General features: G+C 37.7%; 22 protein-coding genes and 1 tRNA gene. 13 read left to right on the top strand and 10 right to left on the bottom strand.

Annotated elements, in window-relative coordinates; genetic code table 11:
• The first annotated feature begins 342 nt into the window (after positions 1–342).
• Positions 343–594, top strand: a complete 252-nt coding sequence (locus tag ACFX40_RS05375) for a hypothetical protein (protein WP_377254365.1) — start codon at positions 343–345, stop codon at positions 592–594.
• A gap of 76 nt (positions 595–670) precedes the next feature.
• Here the strand turns inward: ACFX40_RS05375 and ACFX40_RS05370 are convergent, their stop codons facing one another.
• The 5 genes from ACFX40_RS05370 to ACFX40_RS05350 form a co-directional block, all read right to left on the bottom strand.
• Positions 671–1,348, bottom strand: coding sequence for a DUF421 domain-containing protein (locus ACFX40_RS05370; protein ID WP_013081784.1), 678 nt, complete (start codon positions 1,346–1,348; stop codon positions 671–673).
• Between the two features lie 89 nt (positions 1,349–1,437).
• Positions 1,438–1,872 carry a GNAT family N-acetyltransferase gene (locus tag ACFX40_RS05365; protein ID WP_028407495.1) on the bottom strand — a complete coding sequence of 145 codons (435 nt, stop codon included), beginning with the start codon at positions 1,870–1,872 and terminating at the stop codon, positions 1,438–1,440.
• Between the two features lie 5 nt (positions 1,873–1,877).
• Positions 1,878–2,390 (bottom strand): YjcG family protein, encoded by a 513-nt coding sequence (locus ACFX40_RS05360; RefSeq protein WP_013055455.1) that lies wholly within the window; start codon positions 2,388–2,390, stop codon positions 1,878–1,880.
• An 82-nt stretch (positions 2,391–2,472) separates the two neighbouring features.
• Positions 2,473–3,198 (bottom strand): alpha/beta hydrolase, encoded by a 726-nt coding sequence (locus ACFX40_RS05355; protein WP_028407496.1) that lies wholly within the window; start codon positions 3,196–3,198, stop codon positions 2,473–2,475.
• A gap of 162 nt (positions 3,199–3,360) precedes the next feature.
• A complete protein-coding gene (locus tag ACFX40_RS05350; RefSeq protein WP_028407497.1) occupies positions 3,361–3,747 on the bottom strand; it encodes a hypothetical protein in 387 nt (128 codons plus the stop codon).
• Between the two features lie 173 nt (positions 3,748–3,920).
• On the opposite strand from ACFX40_RS05350, the gene ACFX40_RS05345 reads away from it, so the two are divergent.
• Positions 3,921–4,457, top strand: coding sequence for a phosphatidylglycerophosphatase A family protein (locus ACFX40_RS05345; RefSeq protein ID WP_013055458.1), 537 nt, complete (start codon positions 3,921–3,923; stop codon positions 4,455–4,457).
• A 125-nt stretch (positions 4,458–4,582) separates the two neighbouring features.
• Here ACFX40_RS05345 and ACFX40_RS05340 read toward each other — a convergent pair whose 3' ends face one another.
• Together ACFX40_RS05340 and ACFX40_RS05335 are read right to left on the bottom strand one after the other, a co-directional pair.
• Complete coding sequence (locus ACFX40_RS05340; RefSeq protein ID WP_025749861.1) at positions 4,583–5,062, bottom strand: GNAT family N-acetyltransferase; 480 nt, start codon at positions 5,060–5,062, stop codon at positions 4,583–4,585.
• A gap of 169 nt (positions 5,063–5,231) precedes the next feature.
• Complete coding sequence (locus tag ACFX40_RS05335) at positions 5,232–6,077, bottom strand: MurR/RpiR family transcriptional regulator (protein ID WP_013055460.1); 846 nt, start codon at positions 6,075–6,077, stop codon at positions 5,232–5,234.
• A 150-nt stretch (positions 6,078–6,227) separates the two neighbouring features.
• On the opposite strand from ACFX40_RS05335, the gene gnd reads away from it, so the two are divergent.
• The 5 genes from gnd to ACFX40_RS05310 all read left to right on the top strand — a co-directional run bounded on the left by gnd (position 6,228) and on the right by ACFX40_RS05310 (position 12,864).
• Complete coding sequence (gene gnd / locus ACFX40_RS05330; RefSeq protein WP_028407498.1) at positions 6,228–7,127, top strand: phosphogluconate dehydrogenase (NAD(+)-dependent, decarboxylating); 900 nt, start codon at positions 6,228–6,230, stop codon at positions 7,125–7,127.
• Positions 7,128–7,152: 25 nt separating this feature from the next.
• Positions 7,153–8,694 carry a gluconokinase gene (gene gntK / locus ACFX40_RS05325; RefSeq protein ID WP_028407499.1) on the top strand — a complete coding sequence of 514 codons (1,542 nt, stop codon included), beginning with the start codon at positions 7,153–7,155 and terminating at the stop codon, positions 8,692–8,694.
• 278 nt (positions 8,695–8,972) lie between these two features.
• Positions 8,973–10,499 carry an NCS1 family nucleobase:cation symporter-1 gene (locus tag ACFX40_RS05320; RefSeq protein WP_028407500.1) on the top strand — a complete coding sequence of 509 codons (1,527 nt, stop codon included), beginning with the start codon at positions 8,973–8,975 and terminating at the stop codon, positions 10,497–10,499.
• Between the two features lie 270 nt (positions 10,500–10,769).
• A complete protein-coding gene (locus ACFX40_RS05315; protein ID WP_028407501.1) occupies positions 10,770–12,098 on the top strand; it encodes a GntT/GntP/DsdX family permease in 1,329 nt (442 codons plus the stop codon).
• A gap of 154 nt (positions 12,099–12,252) precedes the next feature.
• Complete coding sequence (locus tag ACFX40_RS05310; RefSeq protein WP_028407502.1) at positions 12,253–12,864, top strand: DUF1349 domain-containing protein; 612 nt, start codon at positions 12,253–12,255, stop codon at positions 12,862–12,864.
• Positions 12,865–12,902: 38 nt separating this feature from the next.
• On the opposite strand, the gene ACFX40_RS05305 is transcribed toward ACFX40_RS05310, so the two are convergent.
• Positions 12,903–13,523 carry a YitT family protein gene (locus tag ACFX40_RS05305; protein WP_028407503.1) on the bottom strand — a complete coding sequence of 207 codons (621 nt, stop codon included), beginning with the start codon at positions 13,521–13,523 and terminating at the stop codon, positions 12,903–12,905.
• A gap of 172 nt (positions 13,524–13,695) precedes the next feature.
• Here ACFX40_RS05305 and ACFX40_RS05300 point away from each other — a divergent pair, with 172 nt between their 5' ends.
• Complete coding sequence (locus ACFX40_RS05300; protein ID WP_377237332.1) at positions 13,696–14,145, top strand: Lrp/AsnC family transcriptional regulator; 450 nt, start codon at positions 13,696–13,698, stop codon at positions 14,143–14,145.
• Positions 14,146–14,172: 27 nt separating this feature from the next.
• Here ACFX40_RS05300 and ACFX40_RS05295 read toward each other — a convergent pair whose 3' ends face one another.
• Positions 14,173–14,928, bottom strand: coding sequence for an arylamine N-acetyltransferase family protein (locus tag ACFX40_RS05295; protein ID WP_098248675.1), 756 nt, complete (start codon positions 14,926–14,928; stop codon positions 14,173–14,175).
• A gap of 264 nt (positions 14,929–15,192) precedes the next feature.
• Between ACFX40_RS05295 and ACFX40_RS05290 the strand changes: the two genes are divergently transcribed.
• The 4 genes from ACFX40_RS05290 (at position 15,193) to ACFX40_RS05275 (ending at position 17,835) form a co-directional block, all read left to right on the top strand.
• Positions 15,193–15,264, top strand: a tRNA-Val gene (locus ACFX40_RS05290).
• Between the two features lie 168 nt (positions 15,265–15,432).
• Positions 15,433–16,878 carry a DEAD/DEAH box helicase gene (locus ACFX40_RS05285; RefSeq protein ID WP_028407505.1) on the top strand — a complete coding sequence of 482 codons (1,446 nt, stop codon included), beginning with the start codon at positions 15,433–15,435 and terminating at the stop codon, positions 16,876–16,878.
• 64 nt (positions 16,879–16,942) lie between these two features.
• Positions 16,943–17,572, top strand: a complete 630-nt coding sequence (locus ACFX40_RS05280) for a copper homeostasis protein CutC (RefSeq protein ID WP_377237333.1) — start codon at positions 16,943–16,945, stop codon at positions 17,570–17,572.
• Positions 17,573–17,700: 128 nt separating this feature from the next.
• The gene (locus tag ACFX40_RS05275; RefSeq protein ID WP_377254362.1) at positions 17,701–17,835 is read left to right on the top strand and encodes a hypothetical protein; all 135 of its coding nucleotides are present in this window, start codon (positions 17,701–17,703) and stop codon (positions 17,833–17,835) included.
• Between the two features lie 72 nt (positions 17,836–17,907).
• On the opposite strand, the gene ACFX40_RS05270 is transcribed toward ACFX40_RS05275, so the two are convergent.
• Entirely contained in the window at positions 17,908–19,299 is a 1,392-nt protein-coding gene (locus ACFX40_RS05270; RefSeq protein ID WP_098333824.1) for an amino acid permease, read from the bottom strand.
• Positions 19,300–19,744: 445 nt separating this feature from the next.
• On the opposite strand from ACFX40_RS05270, the gene ACFX40_RS05265 reads away from it, so the two are divergent.
• Positions 19,745–20,083, top strand: coding sequence for a YflT domain-containing protein (locus ACFX40_RS05265; RefSeq protein ID WP_377254359.1), 339 nt, complete (start codon positions 19,745–19,747; stop codon positions 20,081–20,083).
• The last annotated feature ends 2 nt before the right edge of the window (positions 20,084–20,085 follow it).

Here is a 20,085-nt window from a genome sequence, read left to right as displayed (position 1 = left end):
TAGTAAATAAGAGGGAGTTAAAGCAAGAAGCCGCTCTCGTTCTACATCGATATAGATGTGTGTATACGCACAGTCTTTGTTTTATAGTCAAAGTCTATCATATCAAAATCATCTTTTTTTAAAAAGAGCACGGATATTTTTGGAGGGATAGGATGTAAAAAAGGGTATATATTGAATAAGACATCACATATGTTCAAAACAGGCGGTATAGATACAAGGTGTCATCTGTTTTGAACAAGTCTAAAGTAGAGGATTAAAGTGAGCGGTTTCAATGTCGATACTTCTTGAGAAAAATACTGAGTTCTGCGAGTAAAAGGTATCTTGAAAAAGAGGAGGGTTCATATGGGATATATACTGCCCGTCACGCCTTATCAATCTATTCAATATGCAAATCGTCTTCAAAAAAATAATGCTTCTTTTTCAAATCGTATTTGGCCTATTGAGAAAAAAAGCTTTGACGAAGAGTTTGAATCGCGTTCTCACTCACTGGAATTGACGCCAAGTTCAGTACAAAAGCGAAAAAAACTTCAAGTAGCAGAGCGTGTATACAGCAAGCTAACAAATAAGGGCCTAGTGATTAATACACGTGTCTAATAGAAAAAATCGTGAACGCCGCAGAATGAATGCGCTCACGATTTTTTAACAAAGTAATGAACAAGTAAAAAACATCTTAGTAAGATTCAATAAAAAGAGTACTGCCCTGCTGCCATTCAGCATAAAGCACCTGTTTATAATCGGTAAATCCTTGTTTTTTTAACTGTGTCTTTAGCCAGTCTTCATCAAAGCCTGACTGAATCAAGTTTTTCAAAAGCAAACGTCCATCACTGACGAAGGCGATAGATAAAACGGGTTCAGAAGGAGGCAGCTGTAGATCGCTTCTTGTTGGCTTAGCATAATCAGATTTTGGCAATACGCTTAGTGATCCATCTGTTTCTAAAATCGCATATTCAACTTCACGAATGGAAAATATGTCTTTTGAACGAAGCATATGAAGAAGCTGATCGATATCCAATCGATTTTTGCTAAGTTCTTTGTAGGAAATTTTCCCTTTTCGAATAATAATAGATGGCCGTCCTTCTAAAAACAAACGCAGGCGAATATTTTTTTGAGTAATAACTTCGGTGACATAAATAAGCGCTCCCCAAAAGATAACAGCAAATAAAATTTTGCCTATTCCTACTTCTGAGTCATATAGCGCATTTCCTACTAACTCTCCTAATACAAGAGCAGAGATAAAATCAAAAGTGGTAAGCTGAGTGATCGTCGCTCTGCCTAAAAATTTAGTTAAAATAAACAAGCAGATAAATCCGATAAAGAGTTCTAATGCAATTCCGATAAGTTCATCCATATTTTCACCTAATTCACATGATTAGGTATTAGTATAAGCAAAGCAAAGGTTCTTATCCTTTAAAAAAGCAAAAACACCAGGTTCAATTCCTAGTGTTTTTTACTTAGTTTCTTTACCATCTCTACATGTGGAATTCCAGCATCCATAAATTCACCTGAAACCGTTACGTAGCCTAGCTTTTTATAAAATTCTTCCGCATGCGTTTGAGCATGCAGCTTAATTTTTTCAATCTCGTGCTCTGCTGCGAGCTCTTCTAACTTATCCATCAAAAGCTTTCCTACACCGTCTTTTCGATAAGAAGAAAGAACGCAGATTCGTTCGGCTTTTCCATAGTCCTCTACCATACGGAAGCGTCCTGCCCCAATTGGTGCAGTTCCTTTGTATACAACTAAATGCAGGGCTTCGGAATCGTATTCATCGATTTCTTGCTCTACATCAACCTGCTGTTCTTCTACAAATACTTTTTGACGTACGAAGTAAGCGTCAGAATGATCTTGTTTGTTCGTTAGTACTTTGATGTTCACGTATCTTATCCCTTTCCAAGACGAAATGTTTCAAACACAGTCCATGTTTCATTTTCAAGCTGGTACATTAAATGAAAGCGATCCACTGTTTCTTCATGAGCGACATCTACAAGCTTCAACTGGCTATACACATCTAAGTGCTCATCATCTGAAAGACGTTGACCAATTGTAATATGTGGAATAAATGAATACTCAGTTGGCTGTTCGAGATTGCCTTCATGAAGTTTATTGTAAAGTGACGTCAGTTCTGGCTTTTGTTCCACTTTTAAGTAAATGACGTTATTGGCTGGTGAAAATGAGCTTACTTTCGTTACATTTAATGTAAATGGATTTGTTTCTTCGGCAATTTTACGCAAGTTAGCCGCAATTTCATCAATTTGGTCTTCTGTAGCTTCAAAGACTTCTTTTAATGTAAGATGAGGCGGAATTAATGAATAGTGAGAATCATAGCGCTTTCGATAAGAATTCGCTACATCTTGCAATTTTTTAGATGGAAAAAGTACAACGCCAAATTTCATAAAAAATCCCTCCAAAGTAAGATCATAAAATATGTATAAAGCGAGCTTATTATAACAAATTTTCAAAAAATATGATATCTTTCTACTTCAACATATATTGAAGCGACCGCTTTACGTCTTTTTGCCAGTATTTCCACGTATGATTTCCATTAAATTCTTCGTAGAAAACAGAATATCCACGCTGCTTCATTTGTTCGTGCAACAGGCGGTTAGGCTCAATAAAATTCAATATACCGTCTTGTGTTGTTTTGACATCTGTTTCTTCAGTTCCAATAACATGATACAAATCCAGCAGTGAAGGAGAAGCAAATGAGTTGACCGTTTGTAATACAGCATCGTTCACGAAAGGAGAATGCATAATTACTTTCCCGAACGTGTGAGGATACGCAATGGCCGTCAGCAGTGAAACTGTAGCAGCAAGCGAATCACCAATTAGAACACGTGATTTTCCCATTTGATATGTAGGATATGTTTTATCCAAAAATGGCACAAGTTCATGTGCTAAAAAGCGAATGTAGGCATCTACTTGATTTCCTTCTGGATGATACTTATCGCGTCTGTCTTCTACGCTTTTATATGGAATTCCAACAAAAATAGTACGATCGATTTCCGACTCGTTCATTAAATCATCAATTAAACGAGGTGTTCGTCCGTACATAACATAATCTTTTCCGTCTTGGGCAATAAGTAAGGAATACTTATAGAGCGTAGAATAGTTTGACGGCAAATAGACTAGTAACGTGACATCTTCTTGCAGTGCGTCACTATAAAAAGAAATTTCTTCTAACTTCCGCTTACTTTCTGACATGAATAATCGACTCCTATGCATTTGAATGAAAGCGTTACCTTTATTGTAACACATTTTCTAATAACCGTTCTTTATTTTATTGTAACGAATTTTTAAGCGAATGACGAGAAAGAGGCATGCGTCATTAAAAAAGCGCTTCAGAATCGACTGAAGCGCTTTTGGTTACTCTAATTTTTTCATTTTTTTAAACATAGCTTTTTCTGCTTGGCTGGCTTTTTCTAGAGGCTTCTTCGTATATTCTTCTTCTTTTTCATCAATCGAAACCAATTCTGTGTCATTTTTTACATAACTTCGGATATTGCGAGCACCGAAATAGCCGTTTACATCTTCTAAAATAGGCTTGTTTTCTTTTTGATCATAAAGAGTATATGAATTCTCTTCCTTAACGATAGCGTAGTGATTCCCTGCTAAAAGAGCCACGGCTTCTTTTTCGCTTTTTCCAAACGTAGACATGAGAAACAGAACGATTAAGACGATAAAGAAAAGGGCTGTTGCGCCAATGAAAAATAATAATAAGCCTCTGCTAAATTTACTTTGTTTTTCTTCCACAGTAGACAAACCTCCTGATTAGATAATTTCATTATAGCAAGTAAATGTAATGAGCGCGTAAAGAGATATGTGACGAGTTTATGAATTCAGGTAGATGAAACAAAAAAGGTTTTTAGCGCCTCTCATCGAATTTAATATAAAGAGAGACAACAACTTGAAAAGGAGAGAGAGACATGACAGCGAAAAAAATCCCAACGAGCAAAGAAGTAGCAAAGGCAACATTTGATTTGCTAGAAGAGCGTGGCGTAACAGTTTTGGATATTGCTGAAATTGTGTATGATTTACAGCTTCCTTATCATCCAGCTCTAACCATTCAGGAATGTGCTGAGAGCGTAGAAAGAGTACTGCAAAAGAGAGAAATTCAGCATGCGCTTCTAGTTGGAATCGAACTTGATAAGTTAGCTGAGCAAAATAAATTATCAGAACCTCTTCAAAGTATTGTAGAACAAGACGAAGGGTTGTTTGGTGTTGATGAAACGATTGCTTTAGGTGCCGTTTTAACCTATGGCAGTATCGCTGTTACGACCTTTGGCTATTTAGATAAAGTAAAAGTAGGCATTATTGAAAAGCTGGACTGTAAAAAAGAAAAAGGAGTTAATACCTTTTTAGATGATTTAGTAGCGAGCGTAGCTTCTAGTGCGGCAAGTCGTTTAGCTCATCGTCAGCGTGATGAACAAGAACAGCTGCAAGAAGGCAATCCGGCTACGTAATAAACTTCTTTTAGTATGTATATAAGCTGTGTAAATTAACACGTCGAAATGATTTAGTCTTTTATTTGAATAACGGAGACTAGGCACGTATCACCTACGTGTCTAGTCTCCGTTATTGGAACGATTTATGGCTGTAGTGAAGTAGTCATAAGGTAGCTTAAGTTTTTCAGCCCAAGACTTTCATAGAAAGCACGTGCTTTCTCGTTAAATGCCCATACGGTAAGCTGGAGGTCATTTGCTCCTTTTTGTACAGCCCACTGTTTCGTAGCAGAAAAAAGACTTTTTCCTACGCCATAATTTTGAAAGCCTTTCTTAACGCCAAAATATTGGATGTACGCTGTGTAGGAAAGAGGAGCTAATGTAGTGGGAGGGTTATATTTTAATTCAACAACAGACGCCCCAATAATTTGATTTCGATATTGAGCTACAAGAATATCAATGGTTGCATAATAAAGAGTAGCTTGATATTGTTCGGGAGATAAAACAGCCATTTGATTATCAAACATAGAAGGAAGCGCATTTGCGTGGAGTTCTAGTGATTCCCCTAATATTTTATTTACTTCTGTATAATCATCGAGTTTTGCAGTGCGATAGATAATCTCCATACACACTTCACCTACTTTTTAAAAGTTGTGCTTTATCATATGTAGCAACTTAGAAAATGTTAAATGAGAATTAAAACTCGAAAATTTTAAGCGAAGAACTGCACTAAACAGAGCATATATTCTATGCTCTGTTTGATGTTATAGTTGAAGAATATATAAGAGCGAAACGTTAAATTCTAGTTTCAGCAATGGCATCGCGTACTTTTTCAAGCGAGTGTTTAGAGGCATCTTTATTCGCAATCATTACATTAACGTACAAAGCATCAATGAGGCTTAGCTGTCCAATTCTCGAGGCAAGAGCTTCAGATCGATATTCTGTTTCTTCTGAACTCGTATAAAGAGAAACATCGACATTTTGGCTTAATGGAGATTTTGGAAAACCCGTAATACCGATCGTTTTGGCACCGTTCGCTTTTGCTGTATTTAAAATGTTCATCGTGTCTTTATTTGTTCCAGAATGAGAAATCACGACCGCTACATCCTGTTTTGTTAATTGAGAAGCGGACATAAGCTGGAAGTGGGAATCAATAAATGCAAACGTTTTAATTCCTGTTCGAACAAATTTATGAAAAGCATCCATAGCCACTACTGAAGAACCACCCGTGCCATAAAACTGAACTTTATCCGCCTTCATAAGAAGTTTGACGGCTTTTTCAATAGCGTTGCTTTCTAGTATTTGTAATGTATTTTCAAGCGTTCGCACATTGGAGCGAAAGATTTTTTCAGCAATCGTTTTTTCATTATCCGTTTCAGCAATTTCCTCGTGAATCTGCTGAATAGGCGTCATAATTTCAGCAGCCAGCGCTATTTTCATCGCTTGATAGCCCTTGAAGCCAATTCGTTTACAAAAGCGAAAGACTGTTGCATCAGCTACATTTAAATCGTCTGCCACTTCGTTAATGGTACTGTGAATAATTTGTTCCGGCTGTTCTAAAATATAATTTGCTATTTTTTTCTCTTTTTCACTGAATCTAGCATAGTGAGAACGAATTTTTCCTAAGCAATTTTGCGTCATAACTGATGTTCCTTTCCACGAATTTAGTAGTAAAAAGAGTATAGCACAAAAATATGAGTGAAAAAAATTTTCTTGTAAACGATTGCAAAATGAAAAATAATTCGTATAATGGAGGTAATGTGAAATTTTTTTTCAAAGGGAGTTTGTAAAATGAAAATTGGATTAATCGGTTTAGGAAAAATGGGATATAATTTATCATTAAATTTAATGGACAACCATCATGAAGTAGTAGCTTATGATGTAAATAAAGAAGCGGTAGAAAAACTTGCAAATGAAGGAGCAACTGGCGCCTTTACTGTTGAAGAGTTAGTTAATGAACTTGCTCCTTCACCTAAAGTTGTATGGATTATGGTTCCGGCTGGAGAAGTAACGGAAAATGTTATTACAGAACTAAAAGAACTTCTGTCAGAAGGAGATATTATAATAGATGGAGGAAACTCTAATTATAAAGAATCTGTTCGACGTGCTCAGGATCTTCAGGAAAAAGGTATTTACTTCTTTGATGTAGGGACAAGCGGCGGAATGGAAGGTGCAAGAAACGGAGCGTGTACAATGATCGGTGGAGATGCGGAAGTATTCCGTACAATTGAACCGGTTTTTAATGATATTTGCGTAGAAAATGGATTTATGTACGCAGGTAAAAGCGGAAGCGGTCACTTTTTAAAAATGGTTCACAATGGTGTAGAATATGGAATGATGCAATCCATTGCTGAAGGATTTGAAGTTCTGGAAAAAAGTCAGTTTGATTTCGACTATGAAGCCGTAGCACGCGTTTGGAATAACGGATCTGTTGTTCGTTCTTGGTTAATGGAACTAACGGAAAATGCGTTTTCAAAAGATCCTAAACTAGACAGTATTAAAGGAGTTATGCAGTCTTCTGGCGAAGGGAAATGGACCGTAGAGACTGCTCTTGATCTTCAAACGGCAACTCCTGTTATTGCTTTATCGTTAATGATGCGCTATCGTTCATTAGAGGAAGATACATTTACAGGAAAAGTTGTAGCAGCACTTCGAAATGAATTCGGCGGCCACGGTGTTGTAAATAAGTAAAGTAGTAAAGTAGGGGGACAGCAGCATGAGCAAAAAATATGCAATAGGTGTAGATATCGGAACAACGAGTACAAAGTCTGTATTGTTTTCAGTAGACGGTACAGTCATTGCAAATCATGGGATTGAGTATCCACTATACTCGCCGACGCCCGCGATGGCTGAGCAAGATCCTGAAGAAATTTTTCAAGCAGTTGTACGTACAATTCAAACGGTTGTAAAAACGAGCGATGTAAAACCTGATGATATTTTATGCGTTTCATTCAGCTCAGCTATGCACAGTGTTATTGCCGTTGATCAGCAGGGAAAACCGCTGACAAAATGTATCACGTGGGCGGATAATCGAAGTGCAGAATGGACGGAAAAAATTAAAAATGAATACAATGGTCATGAGATTTATTTGCGTACCGGTACGCCTATTCATCCGATGTCGCCGCTTTCTAAGCTAACATGGCTTTCTAATGAACAGCCTGAATTAGTGAAGGGAACACATAAGTTTATTTCGATTAAAGAATATGTATTCTTTAAGTTGTTTAACGAATATGTTATCGACTATTCGATTGCATCAGCAACGGGTTTGTTTAATCTGAAAAATCTTGCGTGGGATGAAGAAGCACTTAAAGTAGCAGGTGTTACAACCGATCAGTTATCCACTCCTGTTTCAACAATGCATCAGTTAAAAGGGTTAAACCCAGCGCTTGCAGTTGACATGCATTTACTTCCAGATACGCCCTTTATTGTAGGTGCAAGTGACGGTGTATTATCAAATTTAGGCGTAAATGCAATTGAACCAGGCGTTGTTGCTGTGACGATCGGGACAAGCGGAGCTATTCGAGCAGTGACTGACAAGCCAGTAGTTGATCCCAAAGGTCGTATTTTCTGTTATGCGTTAACTGAAGACCACTGGGTAATTGGCGGCCCTGTAAATAACGGAGGCATGATTTTTAGATGGGCTCGCGATCAGTTTGGAGCATCCGAAGTAGAAACAGCTAAACGCCTTGGAAAAGATCCGTATGAAGTATTAACGGATATTGCAGCTTTAGTGAAACCGGGAGCAGACGGCTTATTGTTTCACCCATACCTTTCAGGAGAGCGTGCGCCGCTTTGGGATGCAAATGCGAAAGGTTCATTCTTTGGCCTAGGTTTACATCATAAAAAAGAACATATGATTCGTGCTGTATTAGAGGGCGTTATTTTTAACTTGTATACGGTGTTATTGGCACTTGAAGAGTTAATTGGAGAGCCTACAAAAATTCAGGCAACAGGCGGATTTGCACGTTCCGCACTTTGGCGTCAAATGATGGCAGATATTTTTAACCAAGAAGTATCCGTGCCGGAAAGTTTTGAAAGTTCATGTCTAGGAGCAGTTATCCTTGGCTTATATAGCCTTGGCGAAGTTGACTCATTAAACGTTGTTTCTGATATGGTTGGAGCGACTAATCATCATTATCCAATCAAAGAAAACAGTGAAGTATATAAAGAGTTAACGGCTATCTATATTCGTTTGGCTCGCTTATTTAAAGAAGAGTACGAAAGCATTACGGCTTTTCAAAAAAAATATGTACATTAAGTTCAAAAATCATCGCTTGAAGCTTTCAAGCGATGATTTTTTGTGTGTTAGGTTATCTAACAATCAAAAGAGTTGACACTACACAATATATAAAAGTTTCCTCAAATAATGTTACAATTTGTCCAGTGTATCCCCGTTTCGCATTAAATATAATAAGGGATAACGTTAGTATTTATCACATACTAGAAGGAATCGTCACAAACGCCTTTATATTTCAGAAAATTCAAACAAAATTTGTTTTTTGAAATGAACTTATTTTATGAAAAGGGGTTTTATGGATGAAAACACAAATTGAGCAAGATGGAATTGTGACGCTCACAGATGAGACGCACAATCAGCTGAGCGGCAGTGACCTTTGGAATGAGGATTTACGTCCGACTACGATGAAAGAGCATTCTTGGAAAGGAGTTAACTTTGCCACGCTTTGGATTGGGATGTGTCTGTGTATTCCAGCTTACACAATGGCGAGCGGAATGATGACGCTTGGAATGAACTGGTGGCAAGCAATTGGTACAATCTTTTTAGGAAATGTTATTGTTCTTATTCCTATCTTGCTTAATTCTCACGCTGGAACCAAGTTTGGCATTCCTTATCCAGTATTTGCCCGCCTGTGGTTTGGAGATAAAGGAGCACATATCCCAGCACTGGCTAGGGCCATTGTGGCTGCTGGGTGGTTTGGAATTAATACATGGATTGGAACGGAAGCAATTGATACACTTCTAAGCGCTTCGTTTTCGTCTTGGAATGGTTTAGCTGGTCATACAGCCATTGTATTTGCTCTTTTTTGGCTTTTAAATGTAGGAGTAGCATATAAAGGACCGCAAGCGATTAAAGTATTAGGAGCGATTGCTGCTCCAGTTATTGGTATTTCAGCTATTATTCTTTTTATATGGGCTTATACCAACTCGGGAGGGTGGGGGCCCATTTTATCTGCGCCTTCTAAATTTACATCAACCAGAGAATTTCTAGCCATATTTTTCCCTGCTTTAACCGGAGTCATTGCATTTTGGGCGACGCTCGCTTTGAACATTCCTGATTTTTGTCGATATGCTAGAAGTCAGAAATCTCAAATGGTTGCGCAAACCTTTTCCTTGCCGTTGACGATGAGTATTTTTTCATTTATTGGAATTGCTGTTACCTCAGCAACAATCGTTATATTTGGAGAAGCTATTTGGGATCCAGTGGCGTTAGTAGCTAAATTCCCTCCATTTATCATTTTCTTAGGAACAATCGTTATCGTGCTTTCTTCTTTAACGATTAATGTGGGAGCAAACATTGTCGCGCCAGCCCGTGCAATTGAGAATCTGAATCCAAAGAAAATCACGTTTGCGATGGGGGCGCTAGTGACCGGTATTTTTGCTATTTTACTTCAGCCATGGTACATCATGTCTAATTTCGGGAACTATATTTTCGGCTGGCTTGGAACATACGGAGCACTGCTTGGCCCTATAGACGGCATCGCCATTGCTGACTACTGGCTTGTAAGAAGGAGACAGATGGCATTAAAGGATTTATATGAGGTAAACGGTCGCTACAGTTATTCAACAGGTTTTAATAAAAACGGTATTTATGCATTAGTAATTGGCGTGGCCATACCCGTTTTAGGCTTACTAATTCCTGGACTGCGTTTTTTATGGGATAATGCCTGGACATTTGGCCTGTTCATTTCTATCATCGTTTACACGTATCTCATGAGAGGAGATAAAAGTGTATTAGCGCCGGGGGAATATGAAGAAATAACGTTAAAAACAAGCGAAAAACCGATTATCGACAGTCAAACAGCTGATCCAACCATCACCAAATAAATAAGGTGAATCCAATCATTAACATGATTGGATTTTTTTATATGTTAAAAATGTATGGAAGAAAATTGATAAAATTTTTTTGAGTTTTTTTATTGATTTAAGAATTTTTTTTTCATATAATTTAAGTAATAAAAAAATGAAATCGTTTTCTAAATTAATTAATGTAAACGATTTCGATAATTGGAACTTATTTTTTAAAAAATTCACAGGGTGTAGAGCTTTTTTGCTACATAGAGAAAGCGTTTACTTAAAGGGAAGGTGGAAAGCAAGATGGATGCATACTTATTAGCTATTACAGTTGCCGCAATTGTTATTGTTATTGTAGGTGTTTCAGTTTTTAAATGGCATGCGTTTATTAGTTTAACGGTTGCGAGTTTGTTTTTGGCAATTGCTTCTGGGTTATCAATGGATAAAATTGTTGGCGCTTACGAAACGGGAGTGGGCGGTGTTTTAGGGCACTTAGTAGGAATTTTAGCGCTGGGAACGATTTTAGGTAAGCTGATGGCCGATTCAGGTGCCGGCATGCAGGTAGCGGATTATTTCGTAAGAATATTCGGTGTGAAAAGACTGCCATGGGCGATGCTAGTAGCAGGTTTCATTATTGGTATTCCTGTTTTCTTCGAAGTAGGAATTTTAATTCTACTGCCTTTAGTTATTTCGATTCATAAAACAACAAAACAAAATATATTATTGATTGCTCTGCCGGTTATTGCAGGATTATCAATTGTTCACGGTCTCGTTCCTCCTCATCCAGGAGCGATGGCAGCTATTAGTATTTACGGAGCAAATACGGGAAAAGTGCTTTTATACGCATTAATCATTTCAATTCCAGCTGCAGTTATCGCTGGACCAGTTTTTGCAAAATGGGTTCACAAACGAGTGATTCCAGAAGGAGAACCTGATCTAATTCGTATTACGACAACATCAAAAGATCTTCCTGGTACAGGCGTTTCATTTTTTGTCATTTTACTGCCCGTTCTATTAATGATCTTAGCAGCGATAGCACCTGTTATTAACGGATTGCCAAGCGGCGTAGTGAAGTTTGTAGAATTAATAGGAAGTCCATTAATTGCACTTTTAATTGCTTGTTTTGCAGCGTTTTACCTGCTTGGAAAACGTCAAGGTATGACAAAAGATGTGATTAAAAAACTAACGGAAGAATGTTTGCTTCCTGTAGGATCTATTGTCTTAATTATTGGTGCAGGGGGTGGCTTCAAACAAGTATTAATCGATAGCGGAGTAGGTACAACGATTGGTCAAATGTCTGAACATCTATCTCTATCACCACTTGTACTTGCATTTTTAATTGCTGGATTAATCCGTATTGCTACAGGTTCAGCAACAGTTGCATTAACAACAGCTGCTGGTATTGTCTCACCAATCATTGAGCATATGTCCGGTGTTAACTTAGAACTGCTTGTTATCGTTACGGGTGCGGGTTCACTAATGTTCTCTCATGTTAATGATGCTGGCTTCTGGATGGTGAAGGAGTATTTAGGATTAACAGTGAAAGAAACGTTCAAAACATGGACCGTTCTGGAAACGCTTCTATCCTTTATTGCTTTTGCAGGAGCACTTATTCTAAATGCATTAATTTAAAAATAAGACTCTTTTACTCTATGTAAAAGAGTCTTATTTTTTTATGAAAGAAAAGAATTTACAAGAAAAATAATCAAAATATTTTATTTATTCGTTAAATTATGGCAAAATAGAAATAGAAGAATAATAGCTTCTAAGAAGGGAATGACAGAGAGTGAGTAATCAACTAGTATTTTTCACAAACTTTTCAGAAGGAAAATTAGATTCAGACGTTTCTTGGTATTGTCCACCAGCTCAATTTCAAATTGATACAGAAACGAATCGATTAGTGATTAAAACAGACGCTAAAACGGATTTTTGGCAGCGTACTCATTATGGCTTTGAAGCGGACAATGGACACTTTCTTTACCGTGAAGTAGAAGGCGACTTTGAAATCATGACAAAGGTGCATACATATCCAGTTAATCGCTACGATCAAGCAGGTCTCATGATTCGTGTATCAAAAGATACGTGGATCAAAACGTCAGTTGAATACAATCCCGATGGTCCTAACCAATTAGGAGCAGTCGTAACCAACCAGGGCTTCTCAGATTGGTCCAGTCAAAATTTTACTCAAAACAAATCAGCGCTTTATTTTAAAATTCAGCGCAAAAACGATGATTACACCGTTTGTTATTCAAGTGATGGAGATTCTTGGACTCAGCTCCGACTCGCTCACTTATTGAACTCAACCAAAGAACCTGTTCAAGTTGGTATTTATGCTTGTAGTCCTCAAGGAGAAGGGTATGAAGCCCAATTTGATTTTATAAAAGTAGAAAAAATGTAAATAAAAACCACGATTTAGCCACAGCTAAATCGTGGTTTTTATTTAGAAAGCGCATTATCTAAAGGCTGTGTGGAAGAAGCGGATGTCGGTTGATTGTGTAAAGCAATCTTTTGTTTGAAGTAGCTGATGACAAAACCTGTAATCGCAATGGATATAACAGAGAAAATTCCTTTTGAAAGTCCAATTGAATACATGCTCGACAGCACGACAAGGAAATCAAATGAAAAATTCACTTTTCCAGGATCCCAACCGAATTTTCGCTGCGCGAATAACGCTAGAATATTAGCACCGCCGAGAGAAGCTCCGTTCATAAATAAAATGGATAAGCCAAGGCCGGCAATTAGTCCGCCCGTAACAGCACCCATCAGGCTGGGAAGTGTAAAAGAAGGAAGCAAGTGGTCGAGTGAAGTGAGAAGCGATAGCAAAGACACTGATCCTATAGTTGTGGCGGTAAATTTCCATCCCATTTGAAAGAAGGAAAAGAGATAAAAAGGAATATTAATGAGAAAAAAGATCACGGCAAACGATAAGGGAAGGGCATATGACAAGCTAAGAGACAGACCAGCTGTTCCCCCGGTCACTACGTGAGAGTGCCGCAAGATAAGAACACCAATACTTGCAATCGTACATCCAAGAATAATCCATAAAACTTTTTTCATAAATAAACCCCTTTGTTTGTTTTTTCGGAATTTTCATTTTCAATTATCTACTTTAATGATAGGATATTAAATAAAGAAAACACATGTATAAATGAAGGAAATAATACTTGTTCTGTTATCAACTTGAATAAAGATTTTATTTATTATATTCATTTTGAAAGGAAAGGTTTGTATGGATCAAATCGATGCACAACTATTGTCTATTTTGCAAAGGGACGGACGTATGACGATTAGTGATTTATCAAAAAAGCTGGCTCTTAGCCGTCCAAGCGTATCAGAAAGACTTCAGCGTCTTCAGGAACGAGGGGTGATCCAGCGTTTCAGCGCTACGGTGTCTCCGAAAGCTTTAGGAAGAGATACACAGCTGTTTATTCAAGTAAGTGAATTAAAAAGAAAACCGGAGGAATTTGAAGACTTTATTGAGCAAAATGAAGACGTGCTTGAATGTCATCGCGTAACGGGGCCGGTTTCTTACTTTATTAAAGCAGCCGTGTCTGGAATGGATGGACTTAGAATGCTAGTGGATGAACTGATTCCTTATGGAAATGTGAATACCTCAATTATTTTAAAGTCGCCTGTAGAAAACAGGCTGATTACTCCTGTACAAAAACCGGCCCCATAAGAGGCCGGTTTTTCGTATAAGGACATATTAATAAAATCCTTTAATAATATAAAAATGATTTTGTAAAATATCAGGTATTTCTTCTTCTGAAAGGTTCCTTTTCGTCTTTTTTTCGCCATCTGTTACAGTCAGAGTTTCACCGGAAAGGGTAATGCGCCCTGTAGGGGTTGCGATTGTAACAAGACGTTTGTGTACAAACGGAGAATCGGCTGACGTTTGATTGAACTCACACATGGGAGTAAAGTCAGTCAGTTTCTTAGGAAGCGTAGACACACGGTACAGCGTTTTCCATACATCATCTTCCCATCGCTGCAAATCGTACATATGCTCAGCAACGTTTGTCATACGATAAGAGCCGCTTACATCTCTTACTACTTCGCCATTTAAAGGCATTGGCTTGCGCACAGAATCTCCAAACCCAACGTCTACGATGTAAGGCTGATTTTTAATCGTCACAAGATTTGTAGCGTGACTTCCTTCAATGGTCCACGTGCCGTCGGGTTTTTTGACGGTAGCTGAAACGTAAGAGACTTCATATCCGCTTTCTTTTAATAGCCAGCCAAATAGACCGTTTAATTCGTAGCAAAATCCTCCCCGCAAATTTACAATTACTTTTTGAAAAATTCGTTCTAAATCAATTATAATAGGGGTTTGAGACAGAACATCTAAGTTCTCAAAAGGAACATGAAGCATGTGTTTGTTCTGTAAAGCAGCTAAGCTTTCATACGTTGGGCTATCCGGTTTCTTAGCTAAAAACCGACTAAAATAATAATTAATATTCATCAAATACACCTCTTAGTGAATCATTTCTCTCTGTCTTTAGCAGAACGTTCATGTAACAGCGCTTTTTCGATTGTCTCTTTGAAAGCGAATCCTTGAAGTACACGGCTGTCAATTTTTAAAGTTGGTACTTTCATCCCGTCACGCTCCTTTATGGCATGTTTTTATTTTATCAAAAGTAAAGACGATCCTTCCAACTTGGGAACTGCGGAAAAATAGTTGACAAAATTGGATAACTCTTTCTATAATATAGTCAATACATATCACGAGCGATTAGTTCAGTGGGAGAATACATCCTTGACAGGGATGGGGTCGGGGGTTCGAATCCCTCATCGCTCATACCAAAGCCGTTTTCTTATTAATAAGAGAGCGGCTTTTCTCTTTTGTTTGACAAATCAATGCTACATTAAATCTTGAGCGCGTATAGAAGAATTAAAGTATAATGAAACATAGTGCATCAGGTCATGATAAAGATAATCACTAATTTAAAATAAATGAGGGTACAAAATGAATCAAAGAAGTTTTAGTCAATATGGGCTTAGCGATAAGGTAGCTAAGGCGCTTTCTAGCCTGCAATACAATCATCCCACGGAAGTACAAAGCAAGGTGCTTCCCATCGCGCTAGAAGAAAGAGATGTTGTCGTGAAGTCTCAAACAGGAAGTGGAAAAACGGCTTCCTTTGGCATTCCACTGTGTGAATTAGTTAACTGGGAAGAAAATAAGCCCCAGGCCTTAGTGTTAACACCTACACGAGAGCTGGCCGCGCAGGTAAAAGAAGATATTACAAATATCGGCCGTTTTAAGCGAATTAAAGCAGCAGCTGTCTACGGAAAATCACCGTTTGCTAAGCAAAAAGTAGAATTAAAGCAAAAAACACATATTGTTGTAGGTACGCCTGGACGAGTGCTTGATCATATAGAAAAAGAAACGCTTGCATTAGAGAAAATTCGTTATTTGGTTATTGATGAAGCAGATGAAATGCTAAATATGGGTTTTATTGACCAAGTAGAAGCAATCATTCAACATCTTCCTAGTGAGCGTGTAACGATGCTTTTCTCTGCTACGCTTCCTGAAGATATTGAAGAGCTTTCTCGCAAGTATATGAAAAAGCCGGTTGATGTTGAAATCAAAGCGAATGGATTAACAACAAGTACGATTGACCATTCCGTTATATCAGTAGAAAACGAACGTAAATTTGAACTGCTGAAAGACGTAACCACAGTAGAAAACCCAGACAGCTGTATCATTTTTTGCCGCACACAAGAGCAGGTAAATACGCTGTTAGATGATTTAGATGATCTTGGGTATCCTTGTGATAAAATTCACGGGGCAATGGTACAAGAAGACCGTTTTGAGGTTATGAATGATTTCAAAAAAGGTAAATTCCGCTATTTAGTGGCGACAGATGTAGCTGCGAGAGGAATTGATATTGATAATATCACACACGTTATTAACTACGACCTTCCGTTAGAAAAAGAAAGCTACGTTCACCGTACAGGAAGAACGGGACGTGCCGGTAAAAAAGGAAAGGCTATCACATTTGTAACGCCTTATGAAGAGAGAATGCTATCGGAAATTGAAGAATATATCGGTTTTTCAATTCCAACATCTACTCCTCCTTCTAAAGAAGAAGTACAGCAGGCAGCATCCGCTTTTACTGAAAAAATCAATGAGCGTCCAGAAGTTAAAAAAGATAAAAGCGAGTCATTAAATAAAGACATTATGAAGCTGTATTTTAACGGAGGAAAGAAAAAGAAAATTAGAGCGGTTGATTTTGTGGGAACAATTGCGAAGTTAGACGGAGTAACCGCGGACGATATTGGAATTATTACGATCCAAGAAAATGTCTCTTATGTAGAGATTTTGAATGGAAAAGGTCCAAAAGTGTTACAAGCAATGAAAAACAAAACGATTAAAGGAAAGAAATTAAAAGTTCATAAGGCAATTAAATAGCAGAAGGAAGTCCATCTTTTTAAAGATGGGCTTTATTTATAGAGACAATAAAGGAGTTGAGAGTATGAAGTACATAAAAGAAGCGTGTGTAGAAGGGTATGAGCAGGCAAAAAAAGCAGAAAAGCTAGAAGCAGACCGCATTGAATTATGTGACAATCTCAGTCAAGGAGGCACTACGCCAAGTTACGGCACCATTCAATATGTAAGCGAACATCTTGATACAGATATCAACGTAATTATTCGCCCAAGAAGCGGTGATTTTATATATTCCGAAGCAGAATTTCAAATTATGAAAAAAGACGTTAAAACATGTAAAGACCTTGGAGTAAACGGAGTAGTATTTGGCATTTTAACAGAAGAAGCTGAAATCGATTATGGACGCACTAAAGAGTTAATAGCAGAAGCTCATCCTTTAAGCGTTACGTTTCATATGGCATTTGATGAGATTAAAGATAAATACAAAGCTATTGATATACTTAGTGAATTGGGAGCAGACCGTATTTTGACCAAAGGAGGGAAAGGATCTGCTTTGGAAAATCTTCATATGATCCGGGAATTGATCACATATGCTAACGAACGTATTATTATTTTGCCTGGCGGAGGAATTCATGAAGGCAACGCAGAGGCGGTTATAAAAGAAACAAAAGCAGCTGAATTACACGGAACAAAAATTGTAGGAGATTTATCTCGTTAAATAAAAAGAGGCTGCTACAAAAGCATTTTAATCCAAGTGAAAAACGAACCATTAATCAATATGTTTGATTCGTGGTTCGTTTTTTTTGATGGTGAATATAGTTTCATCTGTTTCGTTCCTTTTAGCAGGTGATTGGAGGGCAAGGCGAAGACTCCTGTGGGAACAGCGGAACAGATGAGACCCCGCAGGAGCACAAGCGACGAGGAGGCTCATCGGCAGCCCGCGGAAAGCGAAGCCTTGCACGGAAATCAACTGCGGTGTAATAAGCAGTCCAGCTCATCTATCTCATTTGTTCGTCTTAAGATTGAATTCATTTAGTTATGTCTCAATCTCTTTTATTTTGATGTATTTTCTTTTGCTGCTAAGCCGCTCGTCATTTTGGTACGCTGAAAGAAAAAAGAACCTACGACGAGTACAGCAATTAAAAGAGTTAAGAAGAACTGCGAACGTAATGAATCAATAAATGCCATGGCAATAAAAATACTAGTGATGGCAAGGATTGTAGCGTAAGTTAAGTAAGGAAATAACCACATTTTAATTTTTAATGCTTCGGGATTTTCTTTTTCATATTTTTTTCTCATTTTAATCTGTGAAAATGCAATAACAAGATATACAAGAAGCGCTACGCCGCCTGACGCATTCACTAAAAACAAAAAGATTTTGTCCGGTGAAATATAGTTAAAGATAACGCTAATGTACGAGATAACTGTACATGCTAATATCGCGCTAACCGGCACGCCTTTTTTATTTAATTTTGAAAAACTTTTTGGCGCATCGCCGTTTTGAGACATGGAAAACAGCATGCGAGAACTTGTATACAGACCAGAATTCAGACAGGAAAGAACGGCTGTTAAAATAATAAAGTTCATAATTTGAGCTGCGGCCGGTACATTCACTAATTCAAGAATAGATACAAATGGGCTTTTCATTAGGCTTGACGAATTCCACGGAAGAACCGTTACTAAAATAAAAATAGAGCCTAAATAGAAAAACAAAATGCGATAAATAACGGTATTGGTCGCGATGGTAATGGCTTTTTCAGGCTGAGACGATTCACCTGCTGCGGTTGCGACAATTTCTGTTCCCATAAAAGAGAACATGACAAGGGCAATTCCTAAAAATACAGAGCTAATTCCATTCGGTAAAAAGCCGCCTTTGTGCAAAAGGTTGGAAGTGCCGGGAGAATCAATTCCTGGAATGAATCCACAAATAATAGCTATACCTAAAAGTAAAAAAAGAACGATACTGACGACTTTAATGAGGGAAAACCAATATTCAAATTCTCCGAAAGATTTAACAGAGTACAGATTGGTCATCGTTAATAAAAAAGTAAGAGCCAGGCTTACTCCCCAAGACGGAAAAGACGGGAACCAGTATTGAATAATATTTGCACCTGCAATGGCTTCAACAGCAATAACGATAACCCAGAAAAACCAATAGAGCCAGCCAATCGTGTAGCCGGCCCAAGGGCCTAATGCTTCTTTTGCATAAGTAGAAAAAGAACCGCTGGAAGGATTGGCAGTAGACATTTCGCCAAGCATTCGCATGACTAAAATAACGAGCAAACCAGCAAATGCGTACGAAAAAATAGATCCCGGTCCAGCGGTGTTAATAAGTGATCCGCTTCCGATAAACAATCCTGCCCCGATAATTCCTCCAAGAGAAATCATGGTGATATGCCGGATCTTTAACTCTTTTTTTAACTGTGGCTGTGGATGGCTGTTCATTTGTAACCTCCTATATAACCTGAATTTTTAGTTAATATGGAGAATTATAGTATGTTGTAAGACGTATGGACAGGATGTTGTTAGAGGTTCTTTCATACAAAAAGCGGATATGAATGGTTGCATTCATATCCGGCTTACTCTGACACAGACATTCATTATGCGTATAAAGTACCTGATTAGCGTCTTTTTCCTTTTTTATAATAAGCAATGTAGATGAATTTCTTATGAATGGTAGCTGAAAATAAGCTGAATGATTGTTTCAAATAAGTTAAGCAAAAGAGGTATACATTCTATTAAAGGATAATGTGGAATGATATTCAAACTCTCTGCAAAGCTCTAAATGCGGGTTTTCCTTTCTGAAAACGGGTATATATAGTAGTAAGAAGTTTATTCTTTTGCTAAGTATAAAAGAAAGTTGTGCGATAGAAACAGGAGGTTATAAATAATGAAACATGTTGAAGTAGTAGAAAAAGGAGCAAACATTAACGAAGCAGTTAATCAATTTGCAGACAAAGGTTTTGAGAGAGATGAAGTATACGTGTTTACGTATGACAAGGAAAATTCTAAAAATTTAACAGAAGTAACGGACACAAATATTATTCGACTGTCTGAAGAAGGTCCTTTACATTCAGCAGCGAGTTTATTTTTAACCAGAGAAGATGAGCTTCGAACAAAAATGGCTTCACTAGGCTTATCAAAAGACGAAACAAAAAAATATGAAGAAGAGTTAAAGAAAGGCAGTGCGATTGTAGTGGCTGCTACAGGAGAAAGAAAAGACGTTTAATT

Source organism: Priestia sp. YIM B13552, from assembly GCF_042787775.1.
In the GTDB taxonomy this organism is placed as follows: domain Bacteria; phylum Bacillota; class Bacilli; order Bacillales; family Bacillaceae_H; genus Priestia; species Priestia megaterium_E.
Note: the sequence above shows the minus strand (reverse complement) of the source record. Positions and strands in the feature narration are given on the sequence as shown.